The 17,236-nt window shown below is 52.8% G+C and carries 17 protein-coding genes; 12 read left to right on the top strand and 5 right to left on the bottom strand.

The genetic code is table 11. From position 1 onward, the window contains the following. The first annotated feature begins 33 nt into the window (after positions 1–33). From KIS30_03885 to KIS30_03875, 3 genes are all read left to right on the top strand, one after another. Positions 34–1,326, top strand: coding sequence for an MmgE/PrpD family protein (locus KIS30_03885; protein MBX8645885.1), 1,293 nt, complete (start codon positions 34–36; stop codon positions 1,324–1,326). After that, a complete protein-coding gene (gene prpB / locus KIS30_03880) occupies positions 1,319–2,206 on the top strand; it encodes a methylisocitrate lyase (GenBank protein MBX8645884.1) in 888 nt (295 codons plus the stop codon). Before KIS30_03885 ends, prpB begins: the two co-directional genes overlap by 8 nt. Positions 2,207–2,332: 126 nt before the next feature. Continuing rightward, positions 2,333–3,463, top strand: coding sequence for a citrate synthase (locus KIS30_03875; GenBank protein ID MBX8645883.1), 1,131 nt, complete (start codon positions 2,333–2,335; stop codon positions 3,461–3,463). A 274-nt stretch (positions 3,464–3,737) separates the two neighbouring features. Here KIS30_03875 and KIS30_03870 read toward each other — a convergent pair whose 3' ends face one another. After that, a complete protein-coding gene (locus KIS30_03870; GenBank protein ID MBX8645882.1) occupies positions 3,738–4,154 on the bottom strand; it encodes a hypothetical protein in 417 nt (138 codons plus the stop codon). 123 nt (positions 4,155–4,277) lie between these two features. On the opposite strand from KIS30_03870, the gene KIS30_03865 reads away from it, so the two are divergent. Beyond that, positions 4,278–4,763 (top strand): histidine phosphatase family protein, encoded by a 486-nt coding sequence (locus tag KIS30_03865; GenBank protein ID MBX8645881.1) that lies wholly within the window; start codon positions 4,278–4,280, stop codon positions 4,761–4,763. Between the two features lie 123 nt (positions 4,764–4,886). Here KIS30_03865 and KIS30_03860 read toward each other — a convergent pair whose 3' ends face one another. Then, positions 4,887–5,657, bottom strand: coding sequence for a glycerophosphodiester phosphodiesterase (locus KIS30_03860; GenBank protein MBX8645880.1), 771 nt, complete (start codon positions 5,655–5,657; stop codon positions 4,887–4,889). A 210-nt stretch (positions 5,658–5,867) separates the two neighbouring features. On the opposite strand from KIS30_03860, the gene KIS30_03855 reads away from it, so the two are divergent. Continuing rightward, positions 5,868–7,418, top strand: coding sequence for an aldehyde dehydrogenase family protein (locus KIS30_03855; GenBank protein ID MBX8645879.1), 1,551 nt, complete (start codon positions 5,868–5,870; stop codon positions 7,416–7,418). 27 nt (positions 7,419–7,445) lie between these two features. On the opposite strand, the gene tpiA is transcribed toward KIS30_03855, so the two are convergent. The 3 genes from tpiA to KIS30_03840 form a co-directional block, all read right to left on the bottom strand. Continuing rightward, positions 7,446–8,135, bottom strand: a complete 690-nt coding sequence (tpiA, locus tag KIS30_03850; GenBank protein MBX8645878.1) for a triose-phosphate isomerase — start codon at positions 8,133–8,135, stop codon at positions 7,446–7,448. A gap of 99 nt (positions 8,136–8,234) precedes the next feature. After that, positions 8,235–8,777, bottom strand: a complete 543-nt coding sequence (locus KIS30_03845) for an NAD(P)H-dependent oxidoreductase (protein ID MBX8645877.1) — start codon at positions 8,775–8,777, stop codon at positions 8,235–8,237. A 124-nt stretch (positions 8,778–8,901) separates the two neighbouring features. After that, positions 8,902–9,294 carry an EVE domain-containing protein gene (locus KIS30_03840; protein MBX8645876.1) on the bottom strand — a complete coding sequence of 131 codons (393 nt, stop codon included), beginning with the start codon at positions 9,292–9,294 and terminating at the stop codon, positions 8,902–8,904. A gap of 166 nt (positions 9,295–9,460) precedes the next feature. Between KIS30_03840 and argC the strand changes: the two genes are divergently transcribed. The 7 genes from argC (at position 9,461) to argH (ending at position 17,171) form a co-directional block, all read left to right on the top strand. Further along, the gene (argC, locus tag KIS30_03835; GenBank protein MBX8645875.1) at positions 9,461–10,483 is read left to right on the top strand and encodes an N-acetyl-gamma-glutamyl-phosphate reductase; all 1,023 of its coding nucleotides are present in this window, start codon (positions 9,461–9,463) and stop codon (positions 10,481–10,483) included. 2 nt (positions 10,484–10,485) lie between these two features. Then, entirely contained in the window at positions 10,486–11,709 is a 1,224-nt protein-coding gene (gene argJ / locus KIS30_03830; protein MBX8645874.1) for a bifunctional glutamate N-acetyltransferase/amino-acid acetyltransferase ArgJ, read from the top strand. Beyond that, a complete protein-coding gene (argB, locus tag KIS30_03825; protein ID MBX8645873.1) occupies positions 11,678–12,496 on the top strand; it encodes an acetylglutamate kinase in 819 nt (272 codons plus the stop codon). The genes argJ and argB overlap by 32 nt, the downstream gene beginning before the upstream one ends. Next, on the top strand, positions 12,474–13,682 hold the full coding sequence (locus KIS30_03820; GenBank protein ID MBX8645872.1) for an acetylornithine transaminase: 1,209 nt from the start codon (positions 12,474–12,476) through the stop codon (positions 13,680–13,682). The genes argB and KIS30_03820 overlap by 23 nt, the downstream gene beginning before the upstream one ends. Positions 13,683–13,793: 111 nt before the next feature. After that, positions 13,794–14,444 (top strand): ACT domain-containing protein, encoded by a 651-nt coding sequence (locus KIS30_03815; protein MBX8645871.1) that lies wholly within the window; start codon positions 13,794–13,796, stop codon positions 14,442–14,444. An 80-nt stretch (positions 14,445–14,524) separates the two neighbouring features. Continuing rightward, positions 14,525–15,799, top strand: coding sequence for an argininosuccinate synthase (locus KIS30_03810; GenBank protein ID MBX8645870.1), 1,275 nt, complete (start codon positions 14,525–14,527; stop codon positions 15,797–15,799). Then, positions 15,759–17,171, top strand: coding sequence for an argininosuccinate lyase (gene argH / locus KIS30_03805; GenBank protein ID MBX8645869.1), 1,413 nt, complete (start codon positions 15,759–15,761; stop codon positions 17,169–17,171). The genes KIS30_03810 and argH overlap by 41 nt, the downstream gene beginning before the upstream one ends. The last annotated feature ends 65 nt before the right edge of the window (positions 17,172–17,236 follow it).

Here is a 17,236-nt window from a genome sequence, read left to right as displayed (position 1 = left end):
AGCTATAAATAAAACGGCAGGCATGTTTTGCCCATGAACGTGGAAGAGGAAATAGCTTCGTTTGTATGCAACCTCAGTTTCGACGACCTGGAGGAAGGCGTGATTCACGAAGTCGGACGCAGAATCACAGACTCTTTCGGTGTTGCAACCGCTTCCATAGACTCGCCGCCTGCCGCTGCTTTTCACCATGCTCTCGACTTCTACAAGGGGGAGGCGCATCTGATAGGAGGCGGCACAGCATCCGCGGACGCCGCATCATTCTATAATTCACTGCTGATCAGGTATCTGGATTTCAACGACACCTATCTTTCCAGGGAACCGTTGCATCCCAGCGACATGATTGGCACACTGCTCTCGGTAGGTTCATTGTTCAAAAGTGATGCAAAGTCTCTCTTCACCGCAATAGCCGCAGGCTATGAAGTGGGAATCAGGTTGTGCGACTCTGCCTCACCAAGGAAGCACGGTCTGGATCATGTTAACTTCCTGCAGATAGGCATGGCGGCAGCTCTTTCTAAACTCCTGAATCTGGATGAAAAGCAGACAATAAATGTAATTTCCATTACAACCGTTCCTCACATTGCGCTTCGGGAAAGCAGAGTCGGAGACCTTTCCATGTGGAAGGCGGGCGCCGCGGCAAACGCCAGTAGGAACGCCACTTTCGCCGCGCTCGCCACGCTGAACGGTTTCACCGCGCCGTCAACGCCCATTTCGGGCAAGCTCGGACTGCGCAATGTGCTCCTTCCCGAACTCGACGTTTCAAAGCTCCACGATATCAAGAAGGCCGATGCGATTCTGAGAACATATATCAAGAAATATCCGGTGGAGTACCACGCGCAGGCCGCCGTGGACGCTGCACTGAAGATTCACTCAAAACTGGACGGTGCTGCAATTTCACGTGTCGAGGTGGAAACATACGAAGCAGGCAGATCAATTCTCGCGGACCCTGAAAAATGGGCACCGGCTAACCGTGAGACCGCCGATCACAGCCTGCCGTTCATAGTCGCGGCAGCCCTGCACACCGGCAGATTCTGGCTCGATACGTATTCGCTGATTGGAGACGCAGGAGTCCGGGAACTGATGAGCAAGGTTGAAGTTGTTGAGAGAAGAGATTTCACGGAATCATATCCCGGCCTTCTTCCCACACGCATCGTCGTGCACGCCTCGAACGGCATTCACCAGGAGGAACTCAGCGTGCCGCACGGTCATTACAAGAATCCGATGACGGATGCAGAGCTGGACGAGAAGTTCCTGATGCTGACGAAAGACAGGAAGCTGCTCGAGAAGATGCATTTAGCTGAAAAAACGAGGGTTGATCAGCTTGTCTGACCTTCTGAAGAAGCGATTCACTGTCATTCCAGGCGTATACAGCGCTTTCACCGCTCTTCAGGCGGAGAAAGCCGGTTTTGACGCAGTCTACCTTTCAGGCGGTGCGCTCACCTCTTCCATGGGTATCCCGGACATCGGCCTTATAACGCTCAGTGAACTGAGCGGCATTGTTGCCCAGATCAGAGAGGTGACGGACATACCCGTAGTAGTGGATGCAGACACCGGATTCGGCGGTCCCGTCAGTGTATGGAGGACGGTCAGGACGCTGGAAAAGGCGGGAGCGGACGCCGTGCAGCTGGAAGACCAGAAATCGCCCAAGCGATGCGGCCATCTGGAAGGCAAGGAGCTTGTTACAACAGAAGAGATGAATGAGAAGATAAGGGCGGCGCTTGCCGCCAGGAAAAACGCACTGATCATTGCAAGGACAGATGCAAGAGCGGTCGAAGGCATGGACGGAGCAATCGACAGGGCGCATTCATATGTCGAAAACGGGGCTGACATCATATTCCCTGAAGCGCTGCTCAGCACGTCGGAATTTTCCCTTTTCTCAAAAGCAGTGCGCAGCCCCCTGCTAGCGAATATGACCGAATTCGGCAAAACGCCTCTGATTCCCGCATCGTTCTTCAGAGAGGCAGGCTACAGATACGTGATTTTTCCTGTCACGACATTCCGGGCGGCTGCGAAGGCAACAGCCTCAGCACTCATCGCGCTGAAGAAAGATGGCACTCAGAAGGGTATTATGGACAGGATGATGACCAGGGATGAACAGTATGCAGTCCTCCGGTATCATGACTATGAGGCGATGGATACATCTTTTTCATCAAAAAAGCATGCAAATTCCGGGACAAAAAATCACACTGGAATGAAAGTTAAAAAATAGTGCAAAGGATTATCAAATAACATCGCAAAAACTCGCAACCTCATTCGCGGGTGGACATCTGGCTCACGAAACTGTCCATATTGGGCCATGACATGTGCCTGTGCGATTCCTGGCGGAGGTATAAAAATGGAAATAAGCAACGGTCTCGAAGACATCTATATCAAGAATACTGCATTGACATCAATCGACGGAGAGAAAGGAATTCTGCGCTACCGCGGCTACGATATAAAGGATCTGGTAGAGAAGTGTTCCTATGAGGAAGTAAGTTTTCTGATGCTGTTCGGCGAACTGCCTGACAGGAGAAAACTCGCAGAGTTCACTTCGTCTGTGCAGAAGGGATATGTGCTCCCTGAGTTCACGAGGCGTGTCATCTCAGCCCTACCTGAAGATGCCGATGCACTGTCCGTGTTCGAAACTGCATTCGCCTCGCTCTCCTGCGGTGAGGACGGCTTTGTCTGGAGCAGGGAGAACGTTGCCCTCAAGGCGCCCGAGGCTCTCGGTCGCGCTTCAGCAGTGGTCGCCGCAGCATACAGGCATATGGCAGGCAAAGAACTGAAGTTGCCGGAGCCGACCGAGAGTTATGCGAGGAGTTTCCTTCAGGCATGTTTTGACGGCGCTGTAGACAAACGGGCCGTGACCGTGATGAACAGGGCACTCGTGCTCTATGCGGACCACGAGGTGCCTGCCTCGACCACTGCAGCCATTGTTTCATGCTCGACGCTTTCCGATATGTATTCTTCCATTGCCGCTGCAATTGCGGCGTTGAAGGGCCCTCTCCACGGCGGTGCGGCGGAGGCAGCATATTCTCAATTCGAGGACATCGGGAGTCCGGAAAACGTGGATCACTGGTTCCAGACAAACGTGGTTGAGGGCAAGAGGCGACTCATGGGTTTCGGACACAGGGTATACAGGACATACGACCCGCGGATGGCCATATTCAAGTCGATGGCAATCGAGCTTTCGACGAGTGTCGAGGACAGGCAGACGCTGGAAATTGCGGAGAAGCTGGAAAAACTGGGCGTGGAACGATTCGCTCCAAAACACATCTTTCCCAACACGGACTTCTATTCAGGTGTCGCATTCAAGGGCATAGGCTTCCCGCTTCACATGTTTACGGCCCTATTCGCTCTTTCGCGTACAGTCGGCTGGATAGCGCACATGTCTGAATATGTGGAAAATGGCGGCCGGATCATGCGCCCCCGTGCAAATTATACGGGACCTGATGCGCGCGTTCTCCAGCCCGTTTCACACAAATGAACGACACCCATTTCCTCCGCGCGCCATGCTCGAGGTCCTCATAATTGTGCTAGCCGCTGCTCTGTTCCAATGCGTGGAGGTGCACCCGCTCCCTTAACCGGTGCATGGCTCATGAAACAGAGCACTAGTTCGGCATCGTCGTTTCGCATGCCTATTGTCATTTACAGAATGCACTACTGCCCCGCCGTATGGCATGGAGGCAACACCGACTGAGAGCAGAAAACAGTCAGACCATGGGGTAGTGCAGCTTGCACGAATGCTCTGTCATCTTTCCTCATGCACTCTCAGGCGTTCTTTTCTTCATCCTGCCCTTGTGTCCGGGCTTGTGATATTCGAGACCAAGTATGAAGTCGATGACGCCGAATGAGAAGAGAGCATAGGCTACAATGGGGAGGAAGTTCACCGCATCAGTGTAGAATATTGCAGAAATTGAAAATATCAGTGCCGTTCCTACCAGTGAAATAACGAATGCCTCGTACTCTTTCTCCCTGAAGTAATGTTCCTCCAGGAATGCAATAAATATGGACGCGCCGCCAAGCACCCACAACGGCTCCTCTGTCGTCAGTGAAGTCGCTGACGATCCGGTATGCACCGGGAGCAGCCCGAGCATTGCCGCGATTGCAAATGGAAACAGGACGACTGTTCCCCTGAAAATGTAAAGAAGACCCCCGAGTATCATCGATATCTTCATTCGGAGATGATGGATGTCAGTGGTGCAAATAACACTTTCGCATCAATTGGGGACAGGCATGAGCAGCAAACAGGCTATGAAACATGCACGCGATTCCTCATGTGCAAGGGAGTTGCAGCGCAAATGCATTTATTCATTGTGAGACACGGGGAATACGTCAGAAACGGCTCTCGCGATCCGCCAATCTCGGCTTCCGGCATGAAGCAGGCGTCGGAAGCCGGAGTTGTCATAACGCAGCATTCCCGCAATGTGCGTGCAGTATACACCTCCCCGGTCGGAAGAGCTGTCATGACTGCCGACATCGTCTCAGGAATTGTCGGCGCACCGCGCATCGTGCTCGATTGCCTCGAACCGGAGGCGGATCCGGACGGTTTCATCGAAGTGTTGCGTGAAACCGCTGATAGTGACGTCGTAGTTGTGGGCCATCTTCCGAACCTGAAAAGGATATTTTCGCTTCTGTGCTCCACTGACAACCCCGAACTGCCGCATTTCGAGTGCGGAGGAGTAACCTCCCTGGAACTGCTGCAGCATGGAGAATTCAACTTCAGACCGGAGTGGACGCTGACATCCGATCAGGTGGGCAAACTTTCCGCGCGCCATTCAAAATAGTGCGCCGCGTTCAGGCGCAGCATGGGTTAATGCACGCTTTGCGCTCGGCACTAAAGGCAGACGAACGTGATTGTTGGCGCTGAAGATGTGCAGGATATGCTGCCACGGCGCCATCCAAATGCGTTATCGCGAGCGTACGGCAGTCAGCAACCGATCCGGAAAATTCGAGGAAAGACTGTCCGGTCTCATTTCGAGCACCCTGTTTATGTCCTCTTCTTTGTCCATGACCCATGGATGAACGGTACAGCCTTCTTCATGAACAAGCTTCACCGAATCCGGTTTCATCTTTTCCCAGCGCGGAAATAGAGCAGAGGCTCCGAATTCTTTCGCTATCTCCAGATATTCCTCAGGCGGATCAAGCGTCAGCAGACCTACCGTTATTTCCCGGTTGAGTTCCTTGAGCTTCGCTATTACTGAAGGATCGAATGAAATGAAAATTGCCTTCCTCAGCCATTCCTTTTTCCCGGAAACGGTTTTGATTATGTTTTCCTCGATATGAGGGTAGAAGTCAGTACCGTGTTTTACTTCAACCAGGGCTATGGCGCCTCCGCATATGTGTGTCAGCGTCTCTTCAAGCGTTGGAATCCTCTCTCCGGAAAACTTTTCGCCGAACCAGCTTCCGGCATCCAGCTTCTTTATGTCCCCTAACGTTGTCGACATGACCATTCCTTCGCCGTCTGTCGTCCGATCGAGCGCCTCGTCATGAATCACGACTATTCTGTTATCGGCTGTCTGATGGATGTCAAACTCAACCGCATCGGCTCCCATTTCTATTGCGAGCGAAAATGACGACAGTGTGTTTTCAGGCGCATGACCTGCCGCTCCTCTGTGGCCGATGACAAAGGGGCTGGTTCTGTTTCCAGAATACGAGACAAAACTGCTTACTTCGCTCATTTGATCGCACTTGTATTTTCCCGGTTTCGACATGGATCGTAATACTTAACCATTGCGCAGAACTTCAATGCACTTCTATCGGCTATACCGCGCACGCCTATCGTGTGATCCCTCTCATAGTAATTTCGAGAAGAAGGAATGTCAAAATATAATAACAAGCAGTATGTTCGCGTACATGATTCGAACCAAAATGAAGAAGTGATATACGAAATGAAACTGGAACTGAATGATTTCTTCAGTGAAATCTACGAAAGTGGTAAAGACGGAATACCGAATTTCAAGATATATTCGGGCGGGAAATGGCATTTTCCCGAATCAGGTGAGTTTACTGATGTGATGAGTCCTATCGACAACAGCGTCATAGCTCGAATTTCTGCAGCTTCTGAAATAGATGCTGACAGGGTGCTCAATGACGCATATAAGGCAAAATCTCTGATACGCAGGATGCCTGCAATAGAACGCATGGGTGCAATGACCAAGGCTTCCAGGATCGTGGAAGAGAATTTTGCAGTTCTCCAGGATTCTATCGTCCTCAATAACGGAAAGACACTTGCCGATGCAAGCGGTGAAATAAATGCGACTATGCACAGGCTCTCCCTGACGTTCGAAGAGGCTCGCAAGATATTCGGCGACTACATACCGGGAGACTGGGCTGAAGAGAATATAGGCAAATACGCGCTGATAATCAGGGAACCGGTCGGTTTGGTTCTGGCCATCTCGCCGTTCAACTACCCGCTCTTCATAACATACACAAAAGTCATTCCAGCTCTTCTTGCAGGCAATTCGGTAATTGTGAAACCGCCGAGCGTTGATCCTATCCCGGCTATTCTGATGGCCAAGATCATGGAGGAGGCCGGACTGCCTTCCGGGTCAGTAAGCATCATCACCGGCAAGGGCGCGCTGGGAAGTTACATGGCCGAGAGTCCGGTCGTCGATGTAGTCACTTTTACTGGCAGCACAGAAGTCGGTAAGAATCTGACGAAGATATCCGGCATAAAGAAAATACACCTGGAGCTAGGCGGAAAGGGTGCCGCCATAATACTCAATGATGCCGATATTCCCTCCGCGGCTTCAAAAACACTTGCAGGATCGCTGAAGAATGCCGGTCAGCGGTGCGATGCCATAAGCCGTGTCCTCGTGCAGCGCGAGGTGTACCAGAAATTCTGCGGGCTGCTTGCTGAAGGGATACGGACATGGACAGTAGGCGATCCTAGGGACAAGAATACGAAGATAGGTCCTCTGATAAACAGGAGTGCCGTTGAGCATGTGCTTGGCCTGATAACCGATGCGGTGGACAAGGGTGCACAGGTCGTTCACGGCGGCAAGAGCGAAGGCAACTTCATGGAACCCACGCTCATACTCGACGTGCCGCTCGACGCACGGATCATGTGGGAAGAAACATTCGGCCCTGTCATACCTGTGCATCAGTTTGATACTGTGGACGAGTCGATTGAGATAGCAAACAGATCGGAGTACGGCCTGGACTCCGCCGTTTTCACAAAGGACCTTAACTCCGCATGGAAGGTGTCCAAGCGGCTTGAGGTCGGTGAAGTGACTGTCAACAGTTTCCCTGCCCACGGCGTGGGTTTCTTCCCGTTCGGCGGCGTCAAGGAGAGCGGTCTCGGAAGGGAAGGCATCGGATACAGCATCGATGAATTCACCAACATGAAGACCATAGTGTTCGACACGGCCGGCGGCAGAATATGGCAGTCAGAAGAGGAATCGCGCGAACTGCTCACAAACTCGAGAAGAACCAGGTGAATGTCTGAATAGGCTGCCGGCGAGCGTCTATCCTGATAATTCGGCCGCCATTCTGTAAATGAGTTCCCGTTGCGAACCGGATTTGACAATGGCGGATGCTACCAGCGCTCCGCTAGCCCCGAGCTCGATGGAGCGCCTCACGTCCTGTTCGCTGGATATACCAGCTCCTGCGATTACCGGCACTTCTCTGTTGATCTTCCTCACCGATTCGATTGCCCGTGTTATTATTTCGGGTTTGGCGGTCGAAACGGATATACCTGTGCCGATGAGTTCCGGCGGCTCTATTGCGACGATGTCCGGCTCGAGCGCGCTTATCGCCGCGACTGTGTAGACTGTATCTGCACAGACAGTTGCGTTCATACCGGTTCTCCGGCAGTTCTCCACAAGGAATTCTACTTCATGCAGTCTCAGCTTGTGCTCAGTGTGGTTCATCAGAATGCCAGTCGCTCCGGTTGCTTTAATCATCTCAGGAGAAGTGAAGCCCGTAAACGCTCCGGGTTTGTACGGGTCGCAGTGCTGCGCAAACGTCTCGGCACCCGTTTCAGCCACTTGCGAAAGCCACGGAACTGGCGGACAGACAACGACGGAAACACCATACTCCTCCGATGCACCTTTGGCAATCCTGCCTATCTCTACAGAACGGCTGCCGAATGCCTCCTCGTATCCTTTGAGATTTATTATCAGGTAGCGCTTGCCCTTCATGGAACTCAGTTGCATAATTCAAGACAGGAGCCGTATTTTATTATTGTCATGCTAGTCACGACTGTGCTTTGCGGCGATCCGATGATTCCTTCAGCACCCTGTGTGCCAGCGACGTCATTGTCTGCACGCGTCGACCAGTTTCTGCAGCAATGTCCTTATTGTCGCCTTGATGTCTTCATCTTTCAGATTGCCTTTTTCATCAAACTTATCTGCAGGATTGGAAATGAACACTTCGGGCATGTTTACCGGCCTCATGTTCAGAAAAACGAATGACTGTCTCAGACTGTATTGTGCCCGCGCGCCGCCTAGTCTGCCTCCGGAACTAATGAGTGCCACATGCTTGCCGTCAAAGCAGTTCTGCCCGTACGGTCTCGAGCCCCAGTCTATGACGTTCTTCAGGACGCCAGGGACGGAGTAGTTGTACTCAGGCGTGCTTATCAGCACGCCGTCGGCCTGGGATATCTTTCGCTTGAATTCAGCAACCGGCAGAGGTATATTTGACTCCAGATCCTGGTTGAACAGAGGTATGTCATAGATCTCGGCTATTTCCAGCGTGGATCCTTCCGGCATCAGACTCGACGCCGCTCCGAGAAGCATCCTGTTGAACGATCCTTTTCTGAGGCTTCCGCCGAAACCCGCAATCTTTATTTCTTTCATTGCGGAAAACCATCGGTATCAACTATTTGGCTTTTTTTCTGCCGCAGAGCGACTTAACATGCATCGTCCAGGCAAGGTGCGAAATTAGAGAAATCAATGGTGAGGTGATGTAATGATGGCAATTCTATTTGCTGTGTTCAATAATGAAATTCCACAGTTTGTCGTCGACTGGCAACACCGACACTCTTGGGAGTCTTACAAGCGGCGATGCGGAAAATTGACCTGCATCCTTGATCAGTCTGAGGGACACGCTCTTCCTGAATTTGTTCACCGGTCTTATTCTGACAACCCAGAATCCTTCGTCATCTCTGAAGGCATCGGATGTCGATTCGGCGAGCCCAGCAGCGGCTTTCTCATCACCCGTGTGGTAATAGATGATTTCATCACCCTTCTTCACGAGGCTCAGATTCCTGAGAGCCGTGTTATTTCGCACCCCGTCCCAGGTTGCCGTCCCGTCCATCTCCAGATGCTCAAAACTGTAATTTGAGGGTTCTTCCTTGAACAGCCATTTGGCCATGCCGATCAAATCCCGGGCGGCAATTTAAGCTGTTCGCATTTCGTTGTGTGGCACAGGTCCCCCCAGAGCGCTCCAATTCGTGTTGTCACGGCAGAGACATTTGCAACAGGATAATGTATAGAATCGGACAGAGGGAATATGTCCACGTTTTTATCTGCGCATATAAATGCACATATCTGAAGCCAGAAGAGCCGGCGTGTTCGGTATCGGCGGTTATACGGGAAACGAGCTACTGCGCATTATCGCCGGCCATCCTGGTCTCGAATTGTCGTTTGCACAATCGGCGAGCATGGCGGGCAAAAAAATCCGTAGCATCTATCCGTGGCTCAACAGTGAGGTTGTAGTTTCCGGCAGGGAGGACTTCGGCGAGGCGGACGGAATGGATGTGGCTTTCCTGTGCATGCCCGCAGGTGCGTCCATGAAGACAGTCCCGAAACTGATAGAAGCGGGCGTACGGGTTGTGGATCTCGGACCGGACTACAGACTGCACCCTGCTTCGCTCTTTGAACAGACGTACGGAATGCAGCATCTCGACGCGGTCAATCTCGAGAACAGCGTTTACGGGCTGCCTGAAATTAACAGGCGCATGATTTCCGAAGCAAGCATAGTCGCGAATCCAGGGTGCTATCCAACTGCAGCGCTGCTTTCGCTTCTTCCGATCGCGTCCTTAATCTCGGGGCCAGTTATCATAGATGCCAAGAGCGGCACGTCCGGCGCAGGAAAAGAGCCGTCGCAGTTCACACACCATTCGGAGATCGCAGGAAACATAGCGCCGTATAACGTTAACAGGCACAGGCACATGCCCGAGATAAGGGGCCTTCTTGACGAGGCGGCGGGAAGGAAAGTCAGTCTTACATTCGTCCCGCATCTTGTCCCGATCATACGGGGTATTGAAGAAACGATATATCTTCCAGGCACTGACGCGGGCGAAGTTGGAAAGAAGCTTGCTTCATTTTATTCGGATTCGCCGTTCGTACGTGCAGGTATTGAAGGGAGCCTGAACATGGTCAGCGGCACGAACCATTGCGTGATTGACGTCAGGAGCACACAGGACGGGACGATACTTCTCGTTTTCATTGATAATCTTATGAAAGGGGCCAGCGGGCAGGCCGTCCAGAACGCCAACATCATGCTGAACCTTCCGGAAACATCAGGGCTTCTGGCAGGCCCGACGGGCGTGGGTAGATAGAATTGAAAGTAATAGAAGGCGGCGTTACCGCGCCGGCAGGTTTTTCCGCCTCGGCGGGAAGAGGAGGGCTGAGAAAGTCGGGAAAGAACGACATTGCCCTGATTTACTCGGGAAAGGTCTGCAACACCGCAGCTGTGTTCACATCAAACAGGCTCAAGGCTGCACCTGTCCTTGTCACTGCCTCCATTATTTCTGCCGGGAAGCGCAGAATCAACGGCGCTGTCATCAACAGCGGAAACGCCAATGCACTGACAGGCGTGAGGGGGATTAGAGACGCAAAGCAGATGGGCGCATATGCGGCAAAGCTTCTCGGCGTCCCTGCCGGAAAAATGACCGTTTTCTCCACAGGAGTAATCGGCCAGTTTCTTCCGATGAAGAAGGTCTATGCAGGCATCAAGGACGCCGTTTCCTCTCTGTCCGATTCTCTTTCCGCGGGCACAAAGGCGGCAGAAGCCATAATGACAACTGACAAAACCAGAAAGGAGGTTGCCGTTGAACAGACACTTTCCGATGGCCGCAGGATAAGAATAGGAGGCATGACCAAAGGTTCAGGAATGATTGCTCCGGATATGAAGGGTCTTCACGCAACGACTCTGACCTTTGTAACAACGGATGCTCCCGTTTCCAGCCGCTATCTCCAGAAGTGTCTTGACAGTTACATTGAGGACACATTAAACATGGTCTGCATCGACGGAGATCAGAGCACAAATGATTCTGTGCTTGTGCTGTCCAACGGTTCTGCAGGCGGACCCTCCATTCGCAACGATCCGATGTTCGAAGAAGCCTTTGGTTATGTCATGCACCAGCTCGCGCGCATGCTTGCCATGGATGGCGAGGGAGAGACGAAGCTGCTGACGGTAGAAGTCAACGGTGCAAGAAATGTGCAGCAGGCAAGACTCGCCGCAAGAGCCGTGGTCAAATCAAATCTGGTAAAGTGTGCGGTCTTTGGCGGCGATCCCAACGTTGGCCGCGTAGCCGCGGCACTGGGCAGCTCGGGTTGCGATATCGATTTTTCAAAACTCGATGTATCGATAGGCGAAGACAGGAAATATCCTGTGATTTCGTCCGGCATAGTTTCGGATAAACCCGGAAGGGCCGCGAATCTGATGAGGAAGAGGGAAGTGAAATTCACAATCGAATTGCACAAGGGAAAGGGCAGCGCTGTAGCGCTGGGATGTGATATGAGTTATGGTTATGTCAGGATTAACTCGGCATACACAACTTAGGAATGATGACGTTACCGTCATAAAATTCGGCGGCGCCGCAATACAATCAGCAAGTGCCATCGACGAAATTGCCACGGCTGTGGGAGAAGGTCTGACACGGGGTGGCCGTATCGTCATAGTGAACGGCGGCGGGAAAGAGATTGACGAGCTCTGCAAACGACTGTCGATTGAGACGGCCAAAGCCGGCGGCCTCCGCATAACGACGCCGGATGTGCTGGAAGCAGTTCAGATGTCTCTCTCAAAGAAGTCCGCTGAGATTGCACTTTCGCTTACGAGACTGGGCATTACGGCCATTCCTCTTCCTGCGTTTTCCGGCGGAATGGTTACATGCAGACGCAGGGAGCGCTCGAACGACGGTATAGATTTAGGGCTCGTAGGGCAGATTGTTTCCGTCAACAGAAAGATACTGGATGCTCTATTCGACATGAAGGCCGTTCCGGTCATTTATCCGCTCTGTGCCGACGGTTCCGGCACGCTGTATAATGTAAATGCTGACGAAGTTGCCTCGTCCGTAGCCTCGGCGCTCCGTGCATCAACGCTGCTGCTCATGACGGATGTGCCCGGCATAATTGTCAACGCCAATGTGCTGAAAAGCATACGTTATGAAGATATACGCCCTCTGCTCGCGAGCGGAGATATCCGCGACGGGATGTTGCCAAAGATCAATGCCGCGGGCAGTGCAGTGATGTCTGGCGTGGAAAGAGTCTGTATAATGGGCAGCAGGCCGGACAGCCTGTCTGCATTTTTCAGGGAGGGAATTCTGAATGGCACAGAAATACGGGTTTGAAATGGCTCATACAGAGCATCAGAAAGGCGGAGACCTTTTGTCCGTTTACAAAAGGCAGAACGTCTCCTTCGTGCGTGGAAAGGGCGCCAGACTGTGGGACACTTCAGGTAAAGAGTATGTCGATTTTGTCGGCGGCATCGCCGTCAACGTCGTCGGTCACGGCAATCCGAAGCTCGTTGCGGCGATATGCAACCAGGCGAGCAATCTCATACACACATCCAATCTTTATGAAGTGGAAAACCAGGCGAAGCTCGCGTCAAGACTCGCGAAGGTTTTCCGCGGAAGGCAGATGAAATCATTCTTCTGCAACAGCGGTGCGGAGGCGAATGAAGCTGCGCTGAAGTTTGCGGTCAAGGCCACCGGCAGGAAGAAGTTCATTGCAGCCCACAACTCTTTTCACGGAAGAACTCTTATGGCCCTGTCTGTCACTGGACAGCCGAAATACTGGAAAGGTTTCGAGCCGCTCATCTATGGAAATGTGGATTTCTTCGATTACGGCTCCGCATCCTCGCTCAGGTCAAAACTTGACGGAGATGTAGCCGCAGTGATTATCGAACCAATTCAGGGAGAAGGCGGTGTGGTCGTGCCGCCCGAAGGCTTCCTCAGTGAAATAAGCGAAGCCGTGCATGCAAATGGTTCTCTTCTCATCATGGATGAAGTTCAGACGGGCATGGGAAGGACCGGCAGGATGTTTGCGCATCAGTGGGAGAAGCAATGCTCACCGGACATAGTCACCGTCGCAAAGGGCCTGGCCGGGGGTGTGCCAATCGGCGCTGTCATTCTTAACGCTCAAACAGCGGAGCGCATCAACGCCGGCGACCACGGTTCGACCTTCGGCGGAAACCCGCTTGCTTCCGCGGCGGCACTCGCTACGCTGGATATTATCGAAAGTGACGGATTCATGGACAGCGTCTTGAGGAAGGGCGATGCGCTGACATCGGGTATTACGGAATCGTTCGCCGGCAGGCCATTTTTCGAAACAGTCCGCGGCAGAGGACTGATGATTGGTGTGCAGCTGAATGCCGAATACGCAAAAAAATTCGCGGAATTCGCGTTCAGCAGGGGCTTCCTCGTAAATGTGGCACACGATTCGGTGGTCAGACTGGTGCCACCGCTCGTTGTCACGGAGGATGATATCGCCGCCTTCGTTGCGATGACAAAGAGTTTCGTGACCACGGTCAAGTGATGCGTGTGTGAGTGCGATACGCGGAAAAGCCCGATTGTGTGATGACATCACGTTCAGGGCGCTCAGGTTAGTTTTTTAACTGAAAATGGTATACGACGCCCCGATATCACTTTGACCGAGAAGACTTCAGCGGAGATCACCAGGGATTACATAGGTCAGCATCCAAGCATAATGGACTGCCTGTCATACGATGTTGTTAATTTTTCTGCGCTCGCCAGAAAGATAATGGAGGAGACAGGCGCTAAAAACGAAGAGGCAGTCATGGTGGCCTGCAGGCGCTTTCAGCAGGAGTTACACAACCGCAAGGCCAGAGAAATGAATATAATGGCGACCATCCGCAACAGCCGCGTGCGGATGAAGTCAAAAGTTTCCATTATTGCCGCACGGAACGAGCCCAGGACGCTTCAGGCTCTCCAGCGCATACAGCAGAATGCGCTGTCTAGAAACAACAGCATGTTTACTGTGCAGCAGGGGAGCAAGGTGCTGACGATAATTCTTGACGAGGAGATGGTTGAAGAAACGCTCGCAATCCTCGACAGGGATCTTGTGACTGAGATCATACACAGGCTGAGTGAAATAACGGTCCAGAGTCCGGAATCCATTGTGGGGACGCCTGGCGTGCTCGTTCGATTTTCTTCGGCACTGGCGGAGGAAGGAATAAACTGCCTTGAAGTGGTGAGCTGTAACACCGAATCCACGTTCGTTGTCAGCGAGTCCGACGTGCTCAGGGCATACAATATTCTCAGCCGTCTGGTGAGCTGAAGACTGTTTTTGTCTATTTTCAGACTCTATGCCGTGATTCAGTCGTACAGTTTACATCACAATTAACAGCAGTCCGGCGGATGCGCTTGAAGGTGCATTATTTGAAGTCATCAAAGGAAAGCAAAATCGCCGTCCTGGCATACTCGGGCGGTCTGGATACGAGTGTGGCTATACGGTGGATCAAAGAAAAGTACTCTGTTGATGTGATTACTGTATCTGTGGACGTTGGCCAGAAGGAGGATCTGAAGGAAGGCGCAGAAAGAGCTCTTTCGAACGGGGCCATCGACGCGGCCGTCATCGATGCTAAGGATGAATTCGCAGAAGACTACGTTGCTCCGGCAATTAAAGCGAATGCGCTATATGAGGGCAAGTACCCTCTCAGCACCGCGCTCGCAAGGCCCCTTATTGCGGCGAAGATAGCGGATGTGGCGAAGAAGTACGGGGCGGATTATGTAGCCCACGGCTGCACGGGGAAGGGCAACGATCAGGTGCGTTTTGAATTCACGTTCGCCGCCATGGACCCTTCTCTGAAGGTCATAGCACCAATCCGTGAATGGAACATGAACAGGGAGGATGAGATTGAGTACGCAGCCAGGCACGGCATCATGCTGAAGAAATCTCAGCCGTCCAGATTCAGCACAGACGAGAATCTCTGGGGTCGGAGCATCGAGGGAGGCGAGCTGGAAGACCCCTCCGTCGAACCGCCGGAGGAAATATATGAATGGACGTCGCATCAGGATCTCTGGCCGGACACTCCGGCCCGAATCACTTTAGGATTCTCAAAGGGCGTGCCTGTATCGCTCAACGGCAGCAGGATGAAGCTGTCGAGGCTGATAAGGGAGGTCACCGCCGTTGCCGGTCTGAACGGCGTCGGCAGAATAGATCATGTCGAGGACAGGTTTGTGGGCATCAAGTCGAGGGAGAATTATGAGTGCCCTGCTGCAACGGTAATACTACAGGCACACAGGGCGCTGGAGAGTCTCGTACTGTCAAGGGAAGTCAATCTGTTCAAGCCGCTCGTGGAGGCGAAGTTCTCCGAACTCGTCTATAACGGTATGTGGTTCACCGAGCTCAGAACCGCAATTGAGTCATTTCTGGACAAAACGCAGGAGCATGTTACCGGTGAAGTGAAGGTCATGCTGTTCAAGGGAAAATCAACGGTCACCGGCACTTCTTCTGAATATTCGAAGTACGAGTCGAGACTCTCCACATACGGCAGGGGCGACACATTTGATCAGAAGGCTGCGGAAGGTTTCATCTATATTGCAGGACTCCCTATGAGGGGAACGGCAGCCGGGGAGTTGAAAAAGGCGGATGTCAGAAAAGAAACTCTGGAGCGGAAGGTTCAGCGATAGTCTCAATCCTGACGCACTGGATTTTTCATCCTCTCCCGAGGATTTCAAGCTGTTCAAGCACGACATCGTTGGCAGCATCGCTCATGCTGGCGGGCTCAGGCGCGCTCGCCTGCTCACGCCTCAGGAGTTCGCCGAAATAAAGACCGGCCTTGCGGCGATATACCGGGAGAACGCTTCCGACCCCGGTCTTTTCCTGAAGGGTGAGGAGGATGTTCACATGGCCGTCGAAAGCCGCCTGACAGCCATGCTACCCGTCGCCGGACAGAAGTTGCACACAGCGAGGAGCAGAAACGACCAGATTGCACTGGACCTGCGTCTTTATGTCAGGGAGCAGACATCTGAGACGGCACGCATGGTAGCCGCGCTGCAGAAGACGCTGCTGAATGTTGCAAGGGCGCACCGCAGGACGGCGATGCCGTCGTACACACACCTGCAGAGGGCACAGCCTGTCTTCCTGTCCCATCACATGCTCGCACATTTCTGGCGTTTTGAGCGTGATTTCGACAGGCTCAGGGGGAACGGCCGCAGGATGGATGTGTCCCCCCTCGGCGCCGGAGCCATCGCAGGCACAAGCCATCCGATTGACACTCGCTACACGGCGGAACTGCTCGGTTTCAGCAGGCCCTTTTCAAATTCAATGGATGCCACATCCGACAGGGATTTCGTTATCGATGCATGCTTCGCGAACGCCATGCTTGGACTTCATCTCAGCTCGATTGCAGAGGAAATGGTGTTGTGGAGCAGTGCGGAATTCTCCTACATCGAGCTGCCCGATTCTCTTTCCACCGGCAGCAGCATAATGCCGCACAAGAAGAATCCGGATATGGCAGAACACATCAGGGGGAAGAGTTCTTCGCTCTTCTCCGCCCTTTTCGAAGTGATGTCCATACTGAAATCCCTGCCCGTGGGCTACGCGAGCGATATGCAGCATACAAAGAGACCGCTTTTCAGATCATTTGATACGCTATCCTCGATGCTTTCAATGGTTTCCGCACTGCTGACGGGCGTCAGATTCAACAGCGAGGCGCTGCGCCTGTCAGCTTCTGACGATTTTTCCTTTTCGGTGGAAGCCGTGGACATGCTGGTGAGGGCGGGCATGCCCTTCAGGGAGGCTCATGAAACAGTAGGCAGGGCGGTGAAAGCATCGCTCGACTCCGGCAGGAGTTTCAGGGAGACGCTTTCGGAACAGGGAACCATCCTGCCTGCAGGCGCTTCCGAGGCGATAGAGATGAGATCGTCCAGGGGAGGCAGCAGCAGCGCTCGAATTACAGAACAGCTTCGCGACGCCGCCGAAGCGCTCGCTGCCGAACAGGCATGGGTCCGGCGGGAGACCGGCAGACTGTCGTCGATTGAACGCAGGCTGCTTCGATGAAGCACGCGGAGGCAGGTGTGCTACAGATCGTTACGGAAGAATGATTAGCCTAGATGCCCTTTGCT

Origin of the sequence: Candidatus Sysuiplasma acidicola (genome assembly GCA_019721035.1) — an archaeon.
In the GTDB taxonomy this organism is placed as follows: domain Archaea; phylum Thermoplasmatota; class Thermoplasmata; order Sysuiplasmatales; family Sysuiplasmataceae; genus Sysuiplasma; species Sysuiplasma acidicola.
The sequence above is the reverse complement of the archived record's forward strand: the minus strand, read 5'-3'. Positions and strand labels throughout refer to the sequence as shown.